19 protein-coding genes are annotated in these 16,176 nt (G+C 64.2%); 16 read left to right on the top strand and 3 right to left on the bottom strand.

The window, feature by feature from the left end; all coding sequences use genetic code 11:
* Positions 1-51 precede the first annotated feature (51 nt).
* The 3 genes from ASC55_RS14495 (at position 52) to ASC55_RS14485 (ending at position 2,125) form a co-directional block, all read left to right on the top strand.
* Positions 52-513, top strand: a complete 462-nt coding sequence (locus ASC55_RS14495; protein ID WP_051671013.1) for a DUF6153 family protein — start codon at positions 52-54, stop codon at positions 511-513.
* An 85-nt stretch (positions 514-598) separates the two neighbouring features.
* On the top strand, positions 599-1,198 hold the full coding sequence (locus tag ASC55_RS14490) for a DUF305 domain-containing protein (protein ID WP_029259139.1): 600 nt from the start codon (positions 599-601) through the stop codon (positions 1,196-1,198).
* Positions 1,199-1,258: 60 nt separating this feature from the next.
* Positions 1,259-2,125 carry a F510_1955 family glycosylhydrolase gene (locus ASC55_RS14485; RefSeq protein WP_045278977.1) on the top strand — a complete coding sequence of 289 codons (867 nt, stop codon included), beginning with the start codon at positions 1,259-1,261 and terminating at the stop codon, positions 2,123-2,125.
* Positions 2,126-2,206: 81 nt separating this feature from the next.
* Here ASC55_RS14485 and ASC55_RS14480 read toward each other — a convergent pair whose 3' ends face one another.
* The gene (locus tag ASC55_RS14480) at positions 2,207-2,479 is read right to left on the bottom strand and encodes a hypothetical protein (protein ID WP_029259137.1); all 273 of its coding nucleotides are present in this window, start codon (positions 2,477-2,479) and stop codon (positions 2,207-2,209) included.
* A gap of 258 nt (positions 2,480-2,737) precedes the next feature.
* Between ASC55_RS14480 and ASC55_RS17525 the strand changes: the two genes are divergently transcribed.
* The 13 genes from ASC55_RS17525 (at position 2,738) to ASC55_RS14415 (ending at position 14,559) form a co-directional block, all read left to right on the top strand.
* Positions 2,738-3,211 carry a hypothetical protein gene (locus ASC55_RS17525; RefSeq protein WP_127481847.1) on the top strand — a complete coding sequence of 158 codons (474 nt, stop codon included), beginning with the start codon at positions 2,738-2,740 and terminating at the stop codon, positions 3,209-3,211.
* Between the two features lie 71 nt (positions 3,212-3,282).
* Positions 3,283-3,948: a DsbA family protein gene (locus tag ASC55_RS14475; protein WP_055876976.1), complete on the top strand. Its 666-nt coding sequence runs from the start codon at positions 3,283-3,285 to the stop codon at positions 3,946-3,948.
* On the top strand, positions 3,945-4,934 hold the full coding sequence (locus ASC55_RS14470; protein ID WP_319944139.1) for an NAD(P)-binding domain-containing protein: 990 nt from the start codon (positions 3,945-3,947) through the stop codon (positions 4,932-4,934). The genes ASC55_RS14475 and ASC55_RS14470 overlap by 4 nt, the downstream gene beginning before the upstream one ends.
* 9 nt (positions 4,935-4,943) lie before the next feature.
* Positions 4,944-5,858: a cation diffusion facilitator family transporter gene (locus ASC55_RS14465; RefSeq protein ID WP_055876973.1), complete on the top strand. Its 915-nt coding sequence runs from the start codon at positions 4,944-4,946 to the stop codon at positions 5,856-5,858.
* A complete protein-coding gene (locus ASC55_RS14460; protein WP_055876971.1) occupies positions 5,851-6,519 on the top strand; it encodes a copper resistance CopC family protein in 669 nt (222 codons plus the stop codon). Before ASC55_RS14465 ends, ASC55_RS14460 begins: the two co-directional genes overlap by 8 nt.
* Positions 6,512-7,039, top strand: a complete 528-nt coding sequence (gene lspA / locus ASC55_RS14455) for a signal peptidase II (protein ID WP_055876967.1) — start codon at positions 6,512-6,514, stop codon at positions 7,037-7,039. The genes ASC55_RS14460 and lspA overlap by 8 nt, the downstream gene beginning before the upstream one ends.
* Positions 7,036-7,371, top strand: coding sequence for a DUF6804 family protein (locus ASC55_RS14450; protein ID WP_055876964.1), 336 nt, complete (start codon positions 7,036-7,038; stop codon positions 7,369-7,371). Before lspA ends, ASC55_RS14450 begins: the two co-directional genes overlap by 4 nt.
* A 25-nt stretch (positions 7,372-7,396) precedes the next feature.
* Positions 7,397-8,347, top strand: a complete 951-nt coding sequence (locus ASC55_RS14445) for a cytochrome c oxidase assembly protein (protein ID WP_055876961.1) — start codon at positions 7,397-7,399, stop codon at positions 8,345-8,347.
* On the top strand, positions 8,331-9,935 hold the full coding sequence (lnt, locus tag ASC55_RS14440) for an apolipoprotein N-acyltransferase (RefSeq protein WP_082524378.1): 1,605 nt from the start codon (positions 8,331-8,333) through the stop codon (positions 9,933-9,935). The genes ASC55_RS14445 and lnt overlap by 17 nt, the downstream gene beginning before the upstream one ends.
* Complete coding sequence (locus tag ASC55_RS14435; RefSeq protein WP_055876958.1) at positions 9,920-10,435, top strand: DUF3515 family protein; 516 nt, start codon at positions 9,920-9,922, stop codon at positions 10,433-10,435. Before lnt ends, ASC55_RS14435 begins: the two co-directional genes overlap by 16 nt.
* Positions 10,436-10,614: 179 nt before the next feature.
* Positions 10,615-12,330, top strand: coding sequence for a cytochrome c oxidase assembly protein (locus tag ASC55_RS14430; protein ID WP_055876955.1), 1,716 nt, complete (start codon positions 10,615-10,617; stop codon positions 12,328-12,330).
* Positions 12,327-13,010: a copper resistance CopC family protein gene (locus ASC55_RS14425; RefSeq protein ID WP_055876950.1), complete on the top strand. Its 684-nt coding sequence runs from the start codon at positions 12,327-12,329 to the stop codon at positions 13,008-13,010. The genes ASC55_RS14430 and ASC55_RS14425 overlap by 4 nt, the downstream gene beginning before the upstream one ends.
* A gap of 193 nt (positions 13,011-13,203) precedes the next feature.
* Positions 13,204-14,559, top strand: coding sequence for a M23 family metallopeptidase (locus ASC55_RS14415; RefSeq protein ID WP_055876944.1), 1,356 nt, complete (start codon positions 13,204-13,206; stop codon positions 14,557-14,559).
* A gap of 97 nt (positions 14,560-14,656) precedes the next feature.
* On the opposite strand, the gene ASC55_RS14410 is transcribed toward ASC55_RS14415, so the two are convergent.
* Both ASC55_RS14410 and ASC55_RS14405 read right to left on the bottom strand, forming a co-directional pair.
* Positions 14,657-15,418: a cytochrome c biogenesis CcdA family protein gene (locus ASC55_RS14410; protein WP_055876941.1), complete on the bottom strand. Its 762-nt coding sequence runs from the start codon at positions 15,416-15,418 to the stop codon at positions 14,657-14,659.
* Entirely contained in the window at positions 15,415-15,984 is a 570-nt protein-coding gene (locus ASC55_RS14405) for a TlpA family protein disulfide reductase (RefSeq protein WP_055876938.1), read from the bottom strand. Before ASC55_RS14405 ends, ASC55_RS14410 begins: the two co-directional genes overlap by 4 nt.
* Positions 15,985-16,176 lie beyond the last annotated feature (192 nt).

The following is a 16,176-nucleotide window of genomic DNA, read 5'->3' as shown; positions in this document are numbered from 1 at the left end:
CGAGAAACAGTTAGGTCGACGGAGGTAGGCTGGGGCGAACGGGAGGTGAGTATGTCGCTGATCAAGGTCTCACAACAGGTGCGCGGACCGCGCACGCTCACCCACACCGTCCTGGCCGTCCTCGCGATCGCCGTGGGCATTATCGCCGGCCTACTGGCGATGCACTCCTTCAACTCGCATGCGACGGCCGCCGGTCACCATGACACCGTCACCGTCAGCACTCAGGCCGAAGTATCCGCCCATCACCCCGACGCCTCCGCGACCGCCCTCGTGCCAGCCGCGCCGACACAGGAGGCGGGATGCGCGACGTGTGGGGCCGGAGATTCGATGACGTGGATGGCGTGCGTCCTCGCGCTCCTGGTGGCCACCATCCTTCTCAGGCGGATCGGGCTCGGCTGGCGGCACACCCTCTTGGTTGCGACCCGCGCGCCCGCGACAACACGCGGGCCCGCCCGCGCTCACGCCCTTCCCCCGCCTCCATCTCTCACGGTTCTCTGCATCAGTCGCACGTGATCACGCGCTAGCCCGCTCTGGCGGGCAACGCACCCTCGGGCACCGGCAGCCGCCGGGCCCCATCACTGACCCTTGGAGAACCCTCATGAAGATTCGACCCGCGGCGATCGCCGCACTCACCCTCACCGCACTGCTCGCCCTCGCCGGCTGCGCGGGAACCACCGGATCCGACAACGGCATGGAAGGCATGGACCACGGCGGCAGCTCGTCCGCGCCCGCAGAGACAGCAGATGCGAATGACGCCGACATCATGTTCGCCAGCATGATGAAGGAACACCACGCACAGGCCATCGAGATGTCCGACGTCCTCCTCAGCAAGGACGGCGTTGACGAGCGCGTCGTCTCTCTCGCCGAAGAAATCAAAGCCGCTCAGGAGCCCGAGATCCAGCAGATGGACCAGTGGCTCGAAGACTGGGGCGCGGAGATGGACAGCATGGAGGGCATGGATCACGGCAGCGGCATGATGTCCGAAGAGGACATGCAGGCCCTCGAAGATGCCGCCGGTCCCGATGCGGGGCGTCTGTTCCTCGAGCAGATGATCCAGCACCACGAGGGTGCCGTCGACATGGCGCAAGACGAAGTCGACAACGGTCAGAACAGCGACGCCGTCGCACTGGCCGAGACCATCATCGACACGCAAACGGAAGAGATCGCCACCATGAAGGAGATCCTCGCAACTCCGTGATCCACGGGTGGGGTGCGGGACTCCCGCACCCCACCCATAGATCTGTTTGCGGACACCATCATGCGAACCCTCAAGAACTTCACCCTGCCTACTTCCCGCCTGCGACGTCGCGGAGCACTCACGATCGCTACGACAATCGCGGCCAGCATCGTGCTCGCCGGGTGCACAGCACCTGCCGAGCCGACCACCGGACACGACCACGCCACCACCATCGAACACGTCCACGCGATCGTGCCTGACCCCTCAGGAGACGGCTACCTACTGGGCGCCCACGACGGGATCTACACGGCCACGCTTGACGGCGAAATTGGCGACCGCGTCCAGAACACCGACTTTGACGCGATGGGCCTCACCGCCATCGGGGATACCCTCATCGCGTCTGGACACCCCGGGCGAACGACTGCCCCCGAACTCGGTTCCCCCAACCTCGGAATCATCCGAAGCGACGACAGCGCCCGATCCTGGTCACCGGTCTCGCTCACCGGAGAGAAGGACTTCCACGCTCTCGCCGCCGGCCCGGACGAGAGCCTGTACGGGCTTGCGTCAGACTCCATCGAACTGCTCCGCAGCGACGACACCGGACAGACATGGTCGCCCGCCGGGGAAGTCGTCGCGGTCAACCTCGCCATCGACGCCGCAGGGCAACTGTTCGCCGCCACACCCGACGGGCTGCAAGTCAGCGCGGATGAGGGCGCCACGTTCACCACCGTGAACGATGCACCGCTGCTCTACCTCCTCGCCGCTTCACCCGATAGCAAGCGCCTCGTCGGTGTCGGCAACGGCGGACAGATCTGGGTCAGACCCGCATCAGGCGCGGAGTGGGTTCCCGCCGGCACAACCCACGGCTCCGCACAAGCGATCACCATCACGAACGGCGGCGACATCTTGGTCTTCGATCAGAGCGGACTCACTGCGCTGCCCCGCTAGGCCGCCCCGAACGGTCACAATCTTTCCCGGGTTCGGATCGCAGCAACGACTTGGGCTGAGGTAGCCGATCCCAGGGGTTACTTACACCAAAGTGCTCGTCCGAGTTTGGCGCTCCCATGCCTGCGTTGCGAGCTGCACGGCGTCCCATGGGGAGCCGAGCGGGGGCGTGCAGGAGAGGTCGAGGTCACTCATCGTTGCGACGGTCATGCCGTGGTGCAGAGCCGTGGCGTAGGTGTCGACGCGCTTGGAGATCTCCGCACCGCGGGTGCCGACGAGCTGCGCGCCGAGCAGCAGACCCCTTTTGTTCCCCTGTGCGCGTGCGGTCGGGTGGCGTTGTCCCTGTACTTGCTGCACGGCGGCCTCATCGCGCTCTGGAGTAACGCGTATGGCCCCCCTGCCGAGAACTTCTACTTGGGCTGGCTGGTGATCGTTCCGGGCATGATCGTGGTGGGTTGGCTGTGGTGGCGCTTCGTCGGAACTGGCCCAGTTGAATGGGCGATGGGCTGGCTCAGCGGACGTCCTAAGACTTCCTCGTTTCGCCGGTAGAACGGGCGCGTGGCTCACGGGTTCGCAAGGAATCTTGATTGGTGGGGCTGGTAGCATCCTGAGGTCATGGTCGTCCACGGTCGCACTCGCAACTGCGCCAGCCGCGCCGACAAATTCTTGATAACGAAGATCATTACAGCCCTCGGACTGGCTCTTCTTCTCGTTGTCGGAGCATGGCCGGGCGGCCACCGTGACGCGACGGATGCGACTCCATATCTGAGCACGACATCCTCATCCGCACTAGGGACGCCTTCGACTGGCCATGTCTCGGCGGGTTCGGGTGAAAGCGTTGCCGGCGCGACCGCCGAACAATTCGTGACCGGGGACACAGCAAACGACATCATGATCGGTGTTGCCGGGTGCCTCTTGGGTATCATCTGCTGCTTCTTGGTGCTCATCGTCACGCGGACCTTCCGCCGTCACATCCCCTCTTCTCGTATTCGCGAACGTTTGCCGCGCGCACCATCAATGGCGGCCCTGACGGGGCGCCTGTTCGCACTGCCTCCTTCTCTCACACAGCTTTCTCTGTCGCGGACCTGACCCTGGCGGCGCCATCTTTTCGATGGCGCTCCACTGGTCGTCCTCGTTCGTTGTGTGTGTTTGGAGTGTCTATGAAATCTTCCGTGAAAGCGGTACTTGTCACCGTGGCTATCGCCGTGGTGTTGCTGGTCGTCGCGCTGGTCTTCGTCCTCATCAATCAGAATCAAGCTGCCGCACCCGAGACGGGGCCCGCTGACGGTCCACAGGTCGTCCGTGAGAACTCGCACGTCCTCGATGACGGAGGAGAAGGGGCGGTGACGGTCGTCGAATTCCTCGATTTCGAGTGCGAGGCCTGCGGTGCTTTCTATCCCCTCGTCGAGGATCTCCGCGGCAAGTTCGATGGCGAGATCACCTACGTGATCCGCTACTTCCCGCTGCCGGGTCACCTCAACTCAAAGAACGCCGCAATCGCTGCCGAAGCCGCAGCGCAGCAGGGCCGCCTGGAAGACATGTATCACCGCCTGTTCGAGACGCAGCCTCAATGGGGTGAGGCTCAAGAGTCTCGTGCGGACCTGTTCCGGGGGTTTGCGGAGGAACTCGGATTGGACATGGCCGCGTTCGATGATGCGGTCGCTGATCCGGCGACAGCAGAACGGGTCCAATTCGATCTCGACGAGGGTGAGCAGCTCGGTGTCAGCAGCACCCCCTCGTTCTTCATCGATGGGGAGCCTGTCGTACTGGAGACGTGGACTGACCTGGAAGACAGCATTGAAGCCGCGGTGAACGGTGCTGAATGATGGCGCATTCGCTATCGCACCGTCGCGTCATCATCGTTGGCGCCGGGCACTCCGGATTGGCGACAGCCGCCGCGCTCAGGTCCTCCGGGCTTGAGCCACAGAAAGACTTCGTGATCATCGATTCTGCACCCCCCGGTCAACGAAGCTGGGCCACACGGCGGCAGGCGATGAAACTACGCAGTGCGGCACGCCACAATGTCGTCCGCGGGTTCCCTTTCCCGGGCGATGAAGACCGTCATCCGAGTGCGGATGAGATGTCCGACTACCTGTCTTCGGTGGAGAAAGCCATCGGTGTGAAAACCGTGTGGAGCACACGAGCTCTTGGAGTCAACCGGTTGGGCGACGGATCCACGCTGCATCTGTCGACCTCCGCCGGGGAAGTGCAAACCCGAAATGTGGTCTGCGCAACGGGAGCTGCCGCCGTGCCGCGCATACCGGGATGGCGCCAGGAACTGGCAGTACCCGGTGTTGTGCTGCATTCCAGCCAGTACCTCTACCCCGCGCAGATACCCCCCGGCCCCGTGTTGATCGTTGGCGGCGGATACAGCGGAGTAGAGATTGCTGAAGAACTCGCGTCCTCCCACGACGTCACCCTCGCGACTCGAGCCGAACCAGCACGGATATCGGAGCGGTCCGTCTGGTCAAGGCTGCGGCGTAAGGGTCCGATGTCCGAGGCACGCCACCGCGTAGCTTCGACAGACGTCACTCATGCCGCCGCCGTGACGGAGATTCACGGAGACACCGTGATGTTCGCCGATGGGGCGTCCATGAAGCCGCATTCCGTGATCCTCGCGACCGGATACAGGGCGGCAGACGGGTGGCTGCCCGATTCGGAGCCGCCCGGGCAGCCATTGCACGTCAGTGCACGCATCCCCGGACTGTTCACTGTTGGCATGCCGCGATACTCCCGCGCGGACGCTGACACCCTCGCTGGGACGAGTCGCGATGCGGCGACCGTCGCCCGGCTCATCGTTGGACGGCCGTAAAGGAGCACCATGACAGAAACAGGGCACAGTCACGGTATTGGTGACGCCACTCCCCGCAATCGCCTGGTCATCGCGTTCGCGATCACCTCCTCGGTCTTCATCGTCGAAGTGATCGGCGCGATCATCACAGGCAGCCTCGCACTGCTCGTTGATGCGGCGCACATGCTCACCGATGTCATCGGGTTGGCGATGGCCGTCACCGCTGCGCATCTGATGAACCGTCCCCCGACTCCCAAATACACCTTCGGTCTTCAACGCACGGAGGTGCTCGGTGCGCTCGCTCAAGCATCTCTGCTGCTCGGAGTGGGCATCTTCGCGCTCGTGGAAGGCGTACGGCGGCTGTTCGAGCCCCCTGAGATCGCTTCGGGGAGTCTGCTGTTCTTCGGCATCGTCGGTCTCGTCGCCAACATCGCCTCCATGCTCGTATTGTTCAGCGGCCGCGGACGCAATCTCAACATGCGCGCCGCGTTCCTCGAGGTCGTCAACGATGCCCTCGGTTCCGTCGGCGTCATCGCCAGCGCCATCCTCATCGCCGTTTTCGGTTGGTATCAGGCGGACGCCGTCGCGGGGGTCTTGATCGCGCTGCTCATCATTCCCCGCACCCTCATCCTGTTGCGAGCATCCGGCCGGGTGTTGATGGAGTCCACACCTGCCGGCCTCGACCTCGAGGACGTCCGCCGCCACATCCTTGCCCTTCCGCACGTGGTCGCTGTGCACGACCTCCACGCGACCCAGGTCTCGACCGACCTCCCCACGCTCACCGCCCACGTCGTGGTCGATGACACCGTCACGATGGAAGCTTCCGCCGCACTGCTGACATCACTTCAGCAATGCGTCAGCGAACATTTCGCCGTGAGCATCGAACACTCCACCTTTCAGATCGAACCCGAATCCCACCCCGGAGAGCACGACACCCATGCATAAACGCCTCTCGGCACGCACCACTGCCGTCCTCACCACCCTGTTGTTGTCGGCATCCGTCGTACTTGGGACTGCATCTCCGGCCGCCGCTCATGATGACTTCGTTTCGTCGTACCCCACCGCCGACTCGACCATCAACGGCTCCCCCGATGAGATCTCTCTGATGTTCACCGGGACCCTCACCGGTGATGACGACGCAACGGTCGTCGAGGTTATCGATGAAAGCGGAGCAAACGTCGCCGTCGACCCGCCAACGGTGAGCGGTGACTCGATCACCCAACACCTCTCCCCCGACGCCGCAACCGGCATCTTCACCGTCCGCTGGAAGACCGTCTCCGCCGACGGACACCCGATCAACGGGGAGTATGTGTACACGGTCACGTCCGCGATGGACACGGAACCCAGCACTGCGACCACAAGCCCCACCCCTGAAACCTCCCCAACCGAGGAGCCGGAACCGGCCCGACCCGCGCAAACATACGGTGGCACGGCATCCGGCGGCGGTGCTTTCGAACTGCTGCCCCTGTTCTTCCTCTCGGGTCTGGCACTGATTCTGGGGATCGGCGTCGTGGGAGTGGTTATGGCCGGGCGCCAGCGTCACCAGCGCGACCGCGCACAGGCCGCCAAGGATGCCGCAGCTACGGAGAAAGACGCCGATGCGTGATCGAGTCCGCCGGTCGGCCGTGATGCTCATCGTCACCGCCATCGTCATCCTGATCGATCAAGGCACCAAGACTCTTGCTCTGAACACGTTGCGGCAAGATGCGCGTATACCGCTGATCGGTGACTGGCTCGGTCTTCAACTGGCCTTCAACCCCGGGGCGATCTTCTCGCTCGGGGAAGGCTCCACATGGGTCATCACCGTCATCGGGGTCGCTGTCACTGCGCTCCTCATCGGTGCCGCCACCCGAGCCCGGAACGTGTGGTCGGCGGTTGGTTTCGGTTTCATCGTGGGCGGTGCGATCGGAAACCTCATCGACCGCTTGTTCTCGCCGCCCGCGTTCGGGATCGGGCACGTCACCGACTTCCTCGCCTACGGAAACCTGTTCATCGGCAACCTCGCCGACGTCGCTCTCGGCATCGGTGCCGTATTCCTCATCGTCGCGGGTCTGCGCACAAGCCGTCGACGGCCAGACCCCGATCCCGTCGGCCCTGCACCCACCGAAGAAACGGTTCACCCATGAGTCCAAAAGAACGCGTCCCCTCCACTTACCAGCGGAACGCCCTGGCCCCCAGCCTCGTCGCCGCCGCGATCCTGTTCCTGGCTCCGGTGCTCTTCCAGGCGAACTGGGCACCCCTCGTCCTCTTCATCGCCTCAATTTTCGGGCTGATCGTCGCGTGGTTTGCGCTGCAGGCACGCCACTGGTGGTGGATCCCGGTCTTCCTCGCGATCGCCGTGCTCTGGAATCCGGTAATGCCATTCCCCTTCTCCGGTGTCGTGTGGACTACAGCACAGCCCATCGCGGCCGTGGTGTTCCTGGCAGCGGGTGCGACGATCAAGGTGATCCGGAAGTGAGCGGCATGAGCTTCGTGTCACGACCATGCGTGTGAGCGGCGAGATCCCCAGCAGTCCCCCGTCTCTGCAGACGTTCCTCGCACCAGCCGACATCCCGCTTCCGGTGCTACCCATCGTCGCGGGGATTCTCGCTGCGCTGTATCTCGTCGGAGCGATCCGATTGTGGACGCACGGGCGTCGTTGGCCTGTGTGGCGGACGGTCAGCTTTCTGCTCGGGTGCATTCTCCTCGCGGCGGTCACCGGTCTGGGCGTTGAAACGTATGGCCAGGCGCTGGTGTCCGTTTTCATGTTCCAGCAGCTCACTCTGATGATGATGGTGCCGCCGCTGCTGGTCCTCGGCTCACCCGGAACCCTTCTTCTGCGAGCAACACCGCATCACGGAGCGGGACGGGTAGTCCTGAAAACAGCGCACGGCGCTCTTCGAAACCCCGCCGCGAAGTGGGTGCTCAGTCCGTGGGCCACTGTCCCGCTCTACCTGTTCGCGTTCTACGGCATCTACCTTGCGGGTGCTGCCGATGTCATCCTCACCGCGCCCGGAGGTCACGTCGCGCTCGAGGTCGGATTCCTTCTCGCCGGCATGCTGTTCACCATCCCCATCCTGTCCTCCGATCCTCTGCCGGTCAGGTTGGGTCATGGTGCGCGTGCACTGGACGTGTTTGCTGAAGCCGCGCTGCACGCGTTCTTCGGGGTGTTCCTCATGATGGCCAGTACGATCCTGGTCGGCTCATTCGTCGCCCCCACAGAGGCGCTGGGCATCGATCCCCTCGCCGACCAGCAGCTAGCCGGCGCTCTGGCATGGTCCTACGGTGAAGCCCCGACCGTGCTGATGCTGATCTACGTGATGCATCGTTGGTTCCGCAGCGACACCGCTCGTGCTGCCGCGGACGACCGGTACGCCGACGTGCACGGGAACACCGACCTCGACACGTACAACGCCTACCTCAAAAAACTGAGCTCTCATGACCGTGACCGCTGACCCGTTAGTGAGAAACGCCCTCTCCGGCCGAATAAGGCGCGGTAACCCCAGAGAGCACGATGCGCGCCTGTCAGCTGCGGTGCCCTTCCCCGTAGCGATTGTCGCGTCCGCCATCGCAGGAGGAATGCTGGATCTCGGCTACCCCGCATACGGGTGGTGGCCTGCAACGTTCGTGAGCGTAACCATCGGGCTGTGGACGCTCCGCGGACGTTCTCTCCCCAGGGCGTTCCTGATCTCCCTCGTCTACGGCGCGGCCTTCTACTTCACCCACTTGGTATGGGTGTCACGGTTTCTGGGCCCCATCCCGTGGGTCGCGCTGGCTGGCTTGGAATCCCTGCTGTTCGGTGCCGGCGGCGCGCTGATCGCACTCGCCTATCGTGTCGCCACCACCCGGGCGCGACACGGGTATCGCGCGATCACTCCCGTGCTCGTCGCCGGGGTGTGGGTGCTGCGAGAAACGCTGATGGGGAGTACGCCGTACACCGGTTTCCCGTGGGCGCGCGTCGGTTTCAGCCTCGCCGAGAGCCCGCTCGCGGAGGCCGCTTCATGGGTGGGGACCACCGGGCTGTCCTTCCTGACGGTTCTCGTCTGCGCGAGCGTCGTGGAGGCCCTCATCCTCCGCCGATGGGAGCCAGCAGCAGCAGCGGCGGTCATCGTCGTTGCCGCGACAGTCGTCCCTCTGTTCCCCACCGAGCAAGCGGGAATGATGCGCGTCGGATGGGTGCAGGGCAACGGCCCTAGCGGCTACTTCGACACCAGGACAACAGGTGACATCATGCGCGCGCAGGAAGAAGCGACCGCTCCTCTTCTGGACCGTGAGATGGACCTTCTCGTCTGGCCAGAAGGGGCCGTTGACGCAGATCCCCTGCGCGATGTCGCCGTCGCAGGCCGCCTTGATCGACTCGTGCAGGGTGCTGGTGCTCCGGCACTGGTGAATGCGGCGACCACTCGTGGAGCCGATACGTTCAACACCTCGATGCTGTGGACCAGCGCCGGGCCGCAGCAGCTCCACGACAAGGCCAACCCCGTCCCTTTCGGCGAATACGTTCCGGACCGTTGGTTTTACGAAGCGATCGCCCCCGACCTCATCGGATTGATACAACGCGAGTACACGCCCGGCTCCAACACACCCCTCGTGAACGTTGGCGATGTGCCCATCGGTCTGGCGATCTGTTTCGACGTCATCTACGACGACGTCATCCACCAAAGCGCGGCCTCTGGCGCGCAGATGTTCGTGTTTCAAACCAACAACGCGGACTTCAGAGGCACCGACGAGAACCTCCAACAGCTGGCCATCGCCCGCATGCGCGCGATCGAAACAGGGAGAACTGCCGTGAACGTCTCCACCACCGGGACCAGTCAAGTCATCGGCCGCGATGGACAGGTGTTGGCTCAGGTTGCGGTGGACACGACCGCGGCGAAGATCACCGAGGTCCCTCTCCGCACCGGCACGACCCTCGCCGTCGTGCTGATGCCGTGGCTCGACTGGACACTCAGTATCGGAACCGTACTAGCGCTGCTCATCATGTCGATCCGACAGCGGCGGTCGCATGCTGACGCCCAAGAAGACGGATGGATGAAGTTGTGAAGCTCAAGATTCTGACCTCTGTCGCGGCACTGTGCGCACTGCTTCTACTCAGCAGCTGCGCACCCACCGTCCACCTCGAGCCCGCAGCAAACGCGAATGACCCGCTGTGCGCAGAGGTCACCGTGCGACTACCGGACTCGATTGGCGACCAGGCTCGCGTGTGGACGGACGCTCAGGCCACCGCAGCATGGGGCACCCCCAGTAGCGTGCTCCTCACCTGCGGGTTGGAACCCCCGGCCCCCACCACGCTGCAATGTGTCAGCTTGGGGGGCGTCGACTGGATCGTCGACGAGGAGGAGACCCCGAATCTGCGGCTCACAACCTACGGCCGGGAGCCGGCTGCCCAGGTGTACGTAGACACGACCACCCTGTCGGCGGACGCGGTTCTTGAATCTCTCGCCGGGGCGATCCAGCAGCTCCCCAAGACCGGTGAATGCACGGCACCTGTGACGGAAGACCCGGACGCTCCTGGCACTGGGACGGGAGATACCACTCCATGAATCCCGTCGTTCTCCGGATCGTTGGACCAACGATTCTCGTTGTCGCCGCACTCATCGCTGTGGTGGTCGGGCTCGCAATCGGTGGAGGAGCTGCACCGAGACTCACCAGTGACCCTGGAGCGCTCGTGCGATGGGGACTCCCAGCCGCGAAGCTGTTCGTCAATCTTTCCGGTGCGGCGATGCTCGGGCCCCTGGTGCTGGCGGTGTTCGCTCTCCCCTCAGGGGGGAAACCCTTCATCGTCGCGCTAAATATTGCCTCTGCCGGCGCCGCGACCCTCACCATCACCAGCGGGGTGGTGGCTTTTCTCACCTTCCTGTCGTCATTCAATCCGCAAGTGAGCTTGGGCGCCGAGTTCGGTGCGCAGCTCGGCCGCTTTCTCCTCGACACGGAGCTGGGACGATCATGGCTTATCACCGCGATCCTCGCCTCAGTCGTGACAGTCCTCGCATTCGCTGTGCGCAGCTATGGGGCGGTGCTGTTCACGACCGTGCTTGCGGTCATCAGCCTGATACCCATGGCCACCCAGGGCCATTCGGGTGAGCTCGCCAACCACGATCCCGCGGTCATGTCCCTCGTCCTGCATGTCATTTCAGCGGCAATATGGCTCGGGGGTCTCATCCTGCTCGTCGTCGTGCGACCGATTAGCTCTCCGCACGAACTCGAAAGTGTGCTCCGCCGGTACTCTACGGTGGCGCTCATCGCGTTCCTCGGCGTCGCCATCTCGGGATACGCGCGGACGCTCACTGCCCTCGGACGGTGGGAGGACCTGGCCTCACCGTACGGCCTCATCCTCTGCACAAAGATCGGCGCGCTTCTGATCATGGGCATCCTGGGTGCCGCCTACCGCCGTCGACTCATCGCGAAAGCCAGCGAGGGCCGTGGCGCCTTCTGGATGATCGTGTGTGTCGAACTTGGTTTCATGGGTATCGCGAGCGGGGCCGCCGCAGCTCTCGCCCGCACCGCCGCCCCCGCCGATACGGTCACACTCCCGCAGACCACCGCCGCGGAGATCCTCACCGACGCACCCGTCCCGATCGAACTCACCCTGCAGAGATGGTTCACGGCGTGGAGCCCCGACCTCCTCTGGGTGCTCGTCGCGGGTTTCGGAATCGTCTTCTACCTCCTCGGCGTCCGACGCGCTCAGCGCCGCGGGTATCCGTGGCCAGCCAGGCGGACGATCAGCTGGATTGCGGGGATGGGAGTGCTTCTGTGGACGACCAGCGGCCCGCTCGCCGCCTACGACGACTCGCTCATCAGTATGCGATTCCTCTCCTTCGCTCTCCTCAGTCTCGCGATCCCCTTGCTCCTTGTCTTCGCGGCGCCCCTCACCCTCGCAACCTTGGTCATCCATCCACGGGACGATGGAAGCCGAGGGCCGCGGGAATGGCTTCTCTGGGCCGCCCGCAGCCCGCTGGCACGGTTCGCTCAACGCCCCGTCGTCGCCGCGGCTCTTTTCGCCACATCGCTGGGGTTGATCCACTACTCCGACCTGTTCCGATGGTCGCTCTACGACCAACTCGGCGCGGAATGGATGATCAGCCAGCTCCTCGTCACCGGGTGCCTCTTCGCACGATCGCTCGCCCTAAACGCGTCCACGACCCCCGAGGGGCGGTGGCGTTTGGCTTCACTCACTGCGCTCACAGGCGTGGCCACCTTCTTCGGCATCGCCACGATCACCCGCTCCGACCTCATCGTCGCGGAGTGGTTTGGCGCCATGGGGCGGACGTGGGGACCCACCCCCCTCCAGGACCAGGCCCTCGCCGGAGGCGCCACCTTGATGATCGCGGGAACGCTCGCAATCCTCACCGGCATCTCCGTCCTCCACACGAAACGCAACAACCGACCTACCGACAGCACCCCGGTGCCCGCCGTACGAAAGGACCCGAACCTGTGACCTCCACCCACCGCACCCGCTGGCTCGCCAGCACCCTTCTTGCCCTCATCACACTGGGAATCGTGGCCGCACCGGCCCCCGCAGCTCTCGCGCACGACAACCTCCTGGACACCGTGCCCGGGGCAGACGAAACCGTCGCCCAACTTGAGGACGTCGCTCTCACGTTCAGCGGGGAACTCATCGACTTCAGCCAGGCCAGCTTCGCCCAAGTGCAAGGACCCGACGGCCTCTTCTACGAGTCCAGCTGCTCCACCATCGACCGCAATATCCTCACCACCCCGGTCTCACTGGGAGAGCCGGGCGTCTACACCGTGCTGTGGAACGCCGTCTCCAGCGACGGTCACCCCATCTCCGAGAGCTTCACGTTCACGTACGCTCCCACCGGCAGCGAGCCAGGGCTGGGATGGGACAAACCAGCATGCGGGAACGAACAATCACGGATCCAACCGGCAAAGGCGTTGCCCTCCACCGCGCCAACCACCGAACCTCCAGCGGCCGACACTCCTCCCCCGGCGGCATCCGCAGGCGAGAACGAGGTGGCTTCGATCGCGATCCCGCTCATCATCGCCGTCACTGTCCTAGGTGCCGCGGTGATCACCGCCACCGCTGTCGTACGGCAAGTGAGGAAGAAGAAACACAACAGGTTGAGCGCCGACGTCCACACGGACACGAAAGAGTGAGCTTCGTGTCAGGGCAGTCGAACTCAAGTTCGCTGCGTCAGATATGGGCCACAGATCAGAGATCATGGGCGAGTCGGCTCTACTTCTTTCCCCACGAACGGACGATAGACCAGACGGCGGGCAATGCGGGCATGGCCAATCTGTGCGCCCATGGCGGCAGAATCCACGAAGCCGAGCTCGAGGAGAGGGCACAGTGAACGGACGAAGCATCTCTGCGGCTACGGAGGCGGCTGAAGAATGCGGGTGTGCACCCACGCCCGCCGAACGCGACTCGTTCTGGAAGCTGAGTGTTACTCGACGTGGCGCTTTCGGGCTCGGAGCCCTCGGCGTCGCTGCATTCGCTGCGTTCGGTATCGGCTCCGGCGTTTCAGCTGCGTACGCTGCGTCGTACCCGAGTTGGGACGATGTGCAACGCGCCAAGAACAGCGAAGCTGCCAAGGCTGCCGAGATCACCCGGATCGAAGGGCTGATCCAGTCCTTGACGCAGAAAGTCGCCGAGACTCAGGCTGCCGCCGATACAGCCTCCGACGAATTCTATGCAGCTCAGCAGGAATACTTCGCTGCGATCACGGAAGCCGAGAGCCTGCAGGCGCAAGCGGACGAACAATCAGCGATTGCCGAAGCCTCTGCGCGCAGGGCCGGTCAAGTTGCGACACAGCTGTACCGCAACGGTGGAGACGACTCAGCACTTCAACTGTTCTTCTCCGGTTCCGCGGCCAACGCCGATGAGCTCTTGTCCCGCCTGGGCACCATGGACAAGCTGCTCGAGTACAACCGATCGGTCTACGATGACGCAATCTCCGCGCGCGATACCGCCCAATCGCTCACCGATCAGGCGAAGGTCGCCCGCGACGAACGGGACCGACTGCAGCAGGTCGCAGAGCAGAAGATGATTGCCGCACAAGAAGCGGCCGACGCCGCACAAGCCGCCCTCGACGAGCAGGCCGCGAACCTCGAGACGATGCAGGCGCAGCTCGCCGCCCTGAAAGACACCACCACGCAGACGGTCGCTGGCTATCAGGCGGGTGTGGCCGCGCGCGAGGCCGAAGAGAGAGCCCGTCGCGAACGCGAAGCCGCCGAAGCAGCAGCCAACGGAGGCGGAAACGGTGGCGGGGGAGGCTCCGCCGGAAGCGGCGGGTGGGTTCGGCCACACGGAGGCGGCCGAAGTTCAAGCTACGGTCCTCGGACCCCAATCTGCGGTTCGCAGGGCTGCTCCTCGAGCTACCACTACGGCGCGGACATGGCCAACGGCTGCGGGGCGGCGATCTACGCCGCCAACTCCGGAACCGTGGACTACGCCGGCGCCAACGGCAACTATGGCAACTACGTCCGAATCCAACACGGCGGGGGCGTCAGCACCGGTTACGCGCACATCAAACCCGGTGGCATCGCCGTCGGCCGGGGGCAGTGGGTCAATTCCGGACAGGTCATCGCTTACGCGGGTGACACTGGACGCTCCTTCGGTTGCCATCTGCATTTCGAGGTCTACATCAATGGTGGTTACACCAACCCCGTCCGATTCATGGAAGACCGCGGCGTCTATATCTAAGGCTCCGACACGGAATCACGAAGTGGCGCCGTCGACATGAGCAGTCGGATAGAGAGGGCTGCTCCAGTCGTCACTCGCGACATCCTTGCTAGGGATCTCAGAGAGGGAGGATGACGCTGCCCATCACCGCTGTCAGCCGCGACATGATGTCGGTCCACAGCCCGGTCACCATCAGGATCCCGAGGACGATCAGCATGATGCCGCCGCAGACGTTCACCACCCGGATGTGACGTCGGAGAAACTCGACCGTCTTCGCCGCCCAACCGAAACCGAGCGCGACCAAAAGGAACGGGATGCCGAGGCCAAGCGAATACATGAGGCCAAGGAAGCCGGCCCGGACAGGGTCGCCAGCGTTGAACGAAAGCGCGATGATCGCGGCAAGTGTCGGCCCCATGCACGGCGCCCAGCCGATGCCGAGTGCCACTCCAAGTAGCGGCGCCCCGACGACACCGGCCCGGGAGCCGACGTGAAAGCGGACCTCCCGCTGGGCGAAACGGAGCAGGCCGAGGAAGACGAGACCCATCAGGATAACGACGATGCCGAGGATCCGTGTGATCACGTCCCCCCAGCGTAGGAAGAACACGCCGGCCGTCCCGCTCAGCGCGGTGATGAGAACGAAGACGACACTGAAGCCGAGGATGAACAGCAGCACGCCGACCACGAGCTGACGCCGCTCAGGCGCAGCTGCATGCGTCGCGTCGCCCCTCGACCGCGGCGCGACCGCTCCGCCGAGGAAGCCGAGGTAGCCGGGGACCAGCGGGAGCACGCAGGGCGACAGGAACGACACGAGGCCGGCAAGCATCGCAATGGGGACTGCGAGCCAGAGCGCACCGGACCCGATGATTGTGTCGGCGTTCACGGTGTCTCCGCTAGGGCGTCCTTGACGAGGGTCGAGAGGATCGAGGTGCCATCGATAGGCCCGATGATGCGAGCGGCGACACGGCCCTGTCTGTCGAGCACGAGAGTCGTCGGCGTCGCCTGGATCGGCACGGCCTCGGAGAAAGCGAGTTTCGCCTCGGCCGTGTTCACGTCGATCAGGCTCGGATAGGTGATGCCGAACTCGTCAGCAAAAGCCTGGGCAGTGTCCGCCTGGTCGCGGGTGTTGATGCCAATGAAAGCTACATCCTCGCCGCCGTATTCCTGCCAGACACTCTCGAGATCCTTCGCCTCGATGCGGCATGGCGCGCACCCGGCGTACCAGAAATTGACCACCGTCACCTTGCCGGCGTTGTCGGCACTGTCGAAATCATCACCAGTTTCCGTGATGCCGCTGAAGGCGACCGGTTCGCTCCGCTCGGCCACCGGGATCTCGACGATCGAGCCGTCAGCGGCCACATACCCGGTGTTCTCACCCTTGAGGAAGGAATCGCTGACCGGATCCGGCGCACACCCGCTCAGACCGATGGCGAACACGGCAGCGAGCATGACTCCGACCGCACCACGAACGGTACGAAAGCGTGGGTCTCGAGGCACATTCGCACTGTACGCAGATCCCCTATGCGTCCGCCGAACCAGGCCACCGCATTGTTGAACTCGCTTGCCGCTTCCGACGCTTCTCCAGAGGTAGTTGATGCGTAGGCGACGTCGGCGTTGCTGACGCAGGTGTCGATCCCGGAG

Origin of the sequence: Microbacterium sp. Root322, assembly GCF_001425645.1 — a bacterium.
GTDB lineage: Bacteria > Actinomycetota > Actinomycetes > Actinomycetales > Microbacteriaceae > Microbacterium > Microbacterium maritypicum.
The sequence above is the reverse complement of the archived record's forward strand: the minus strand, read 5'-3'. Positions and strand labels throughout refer to the sequence as shown.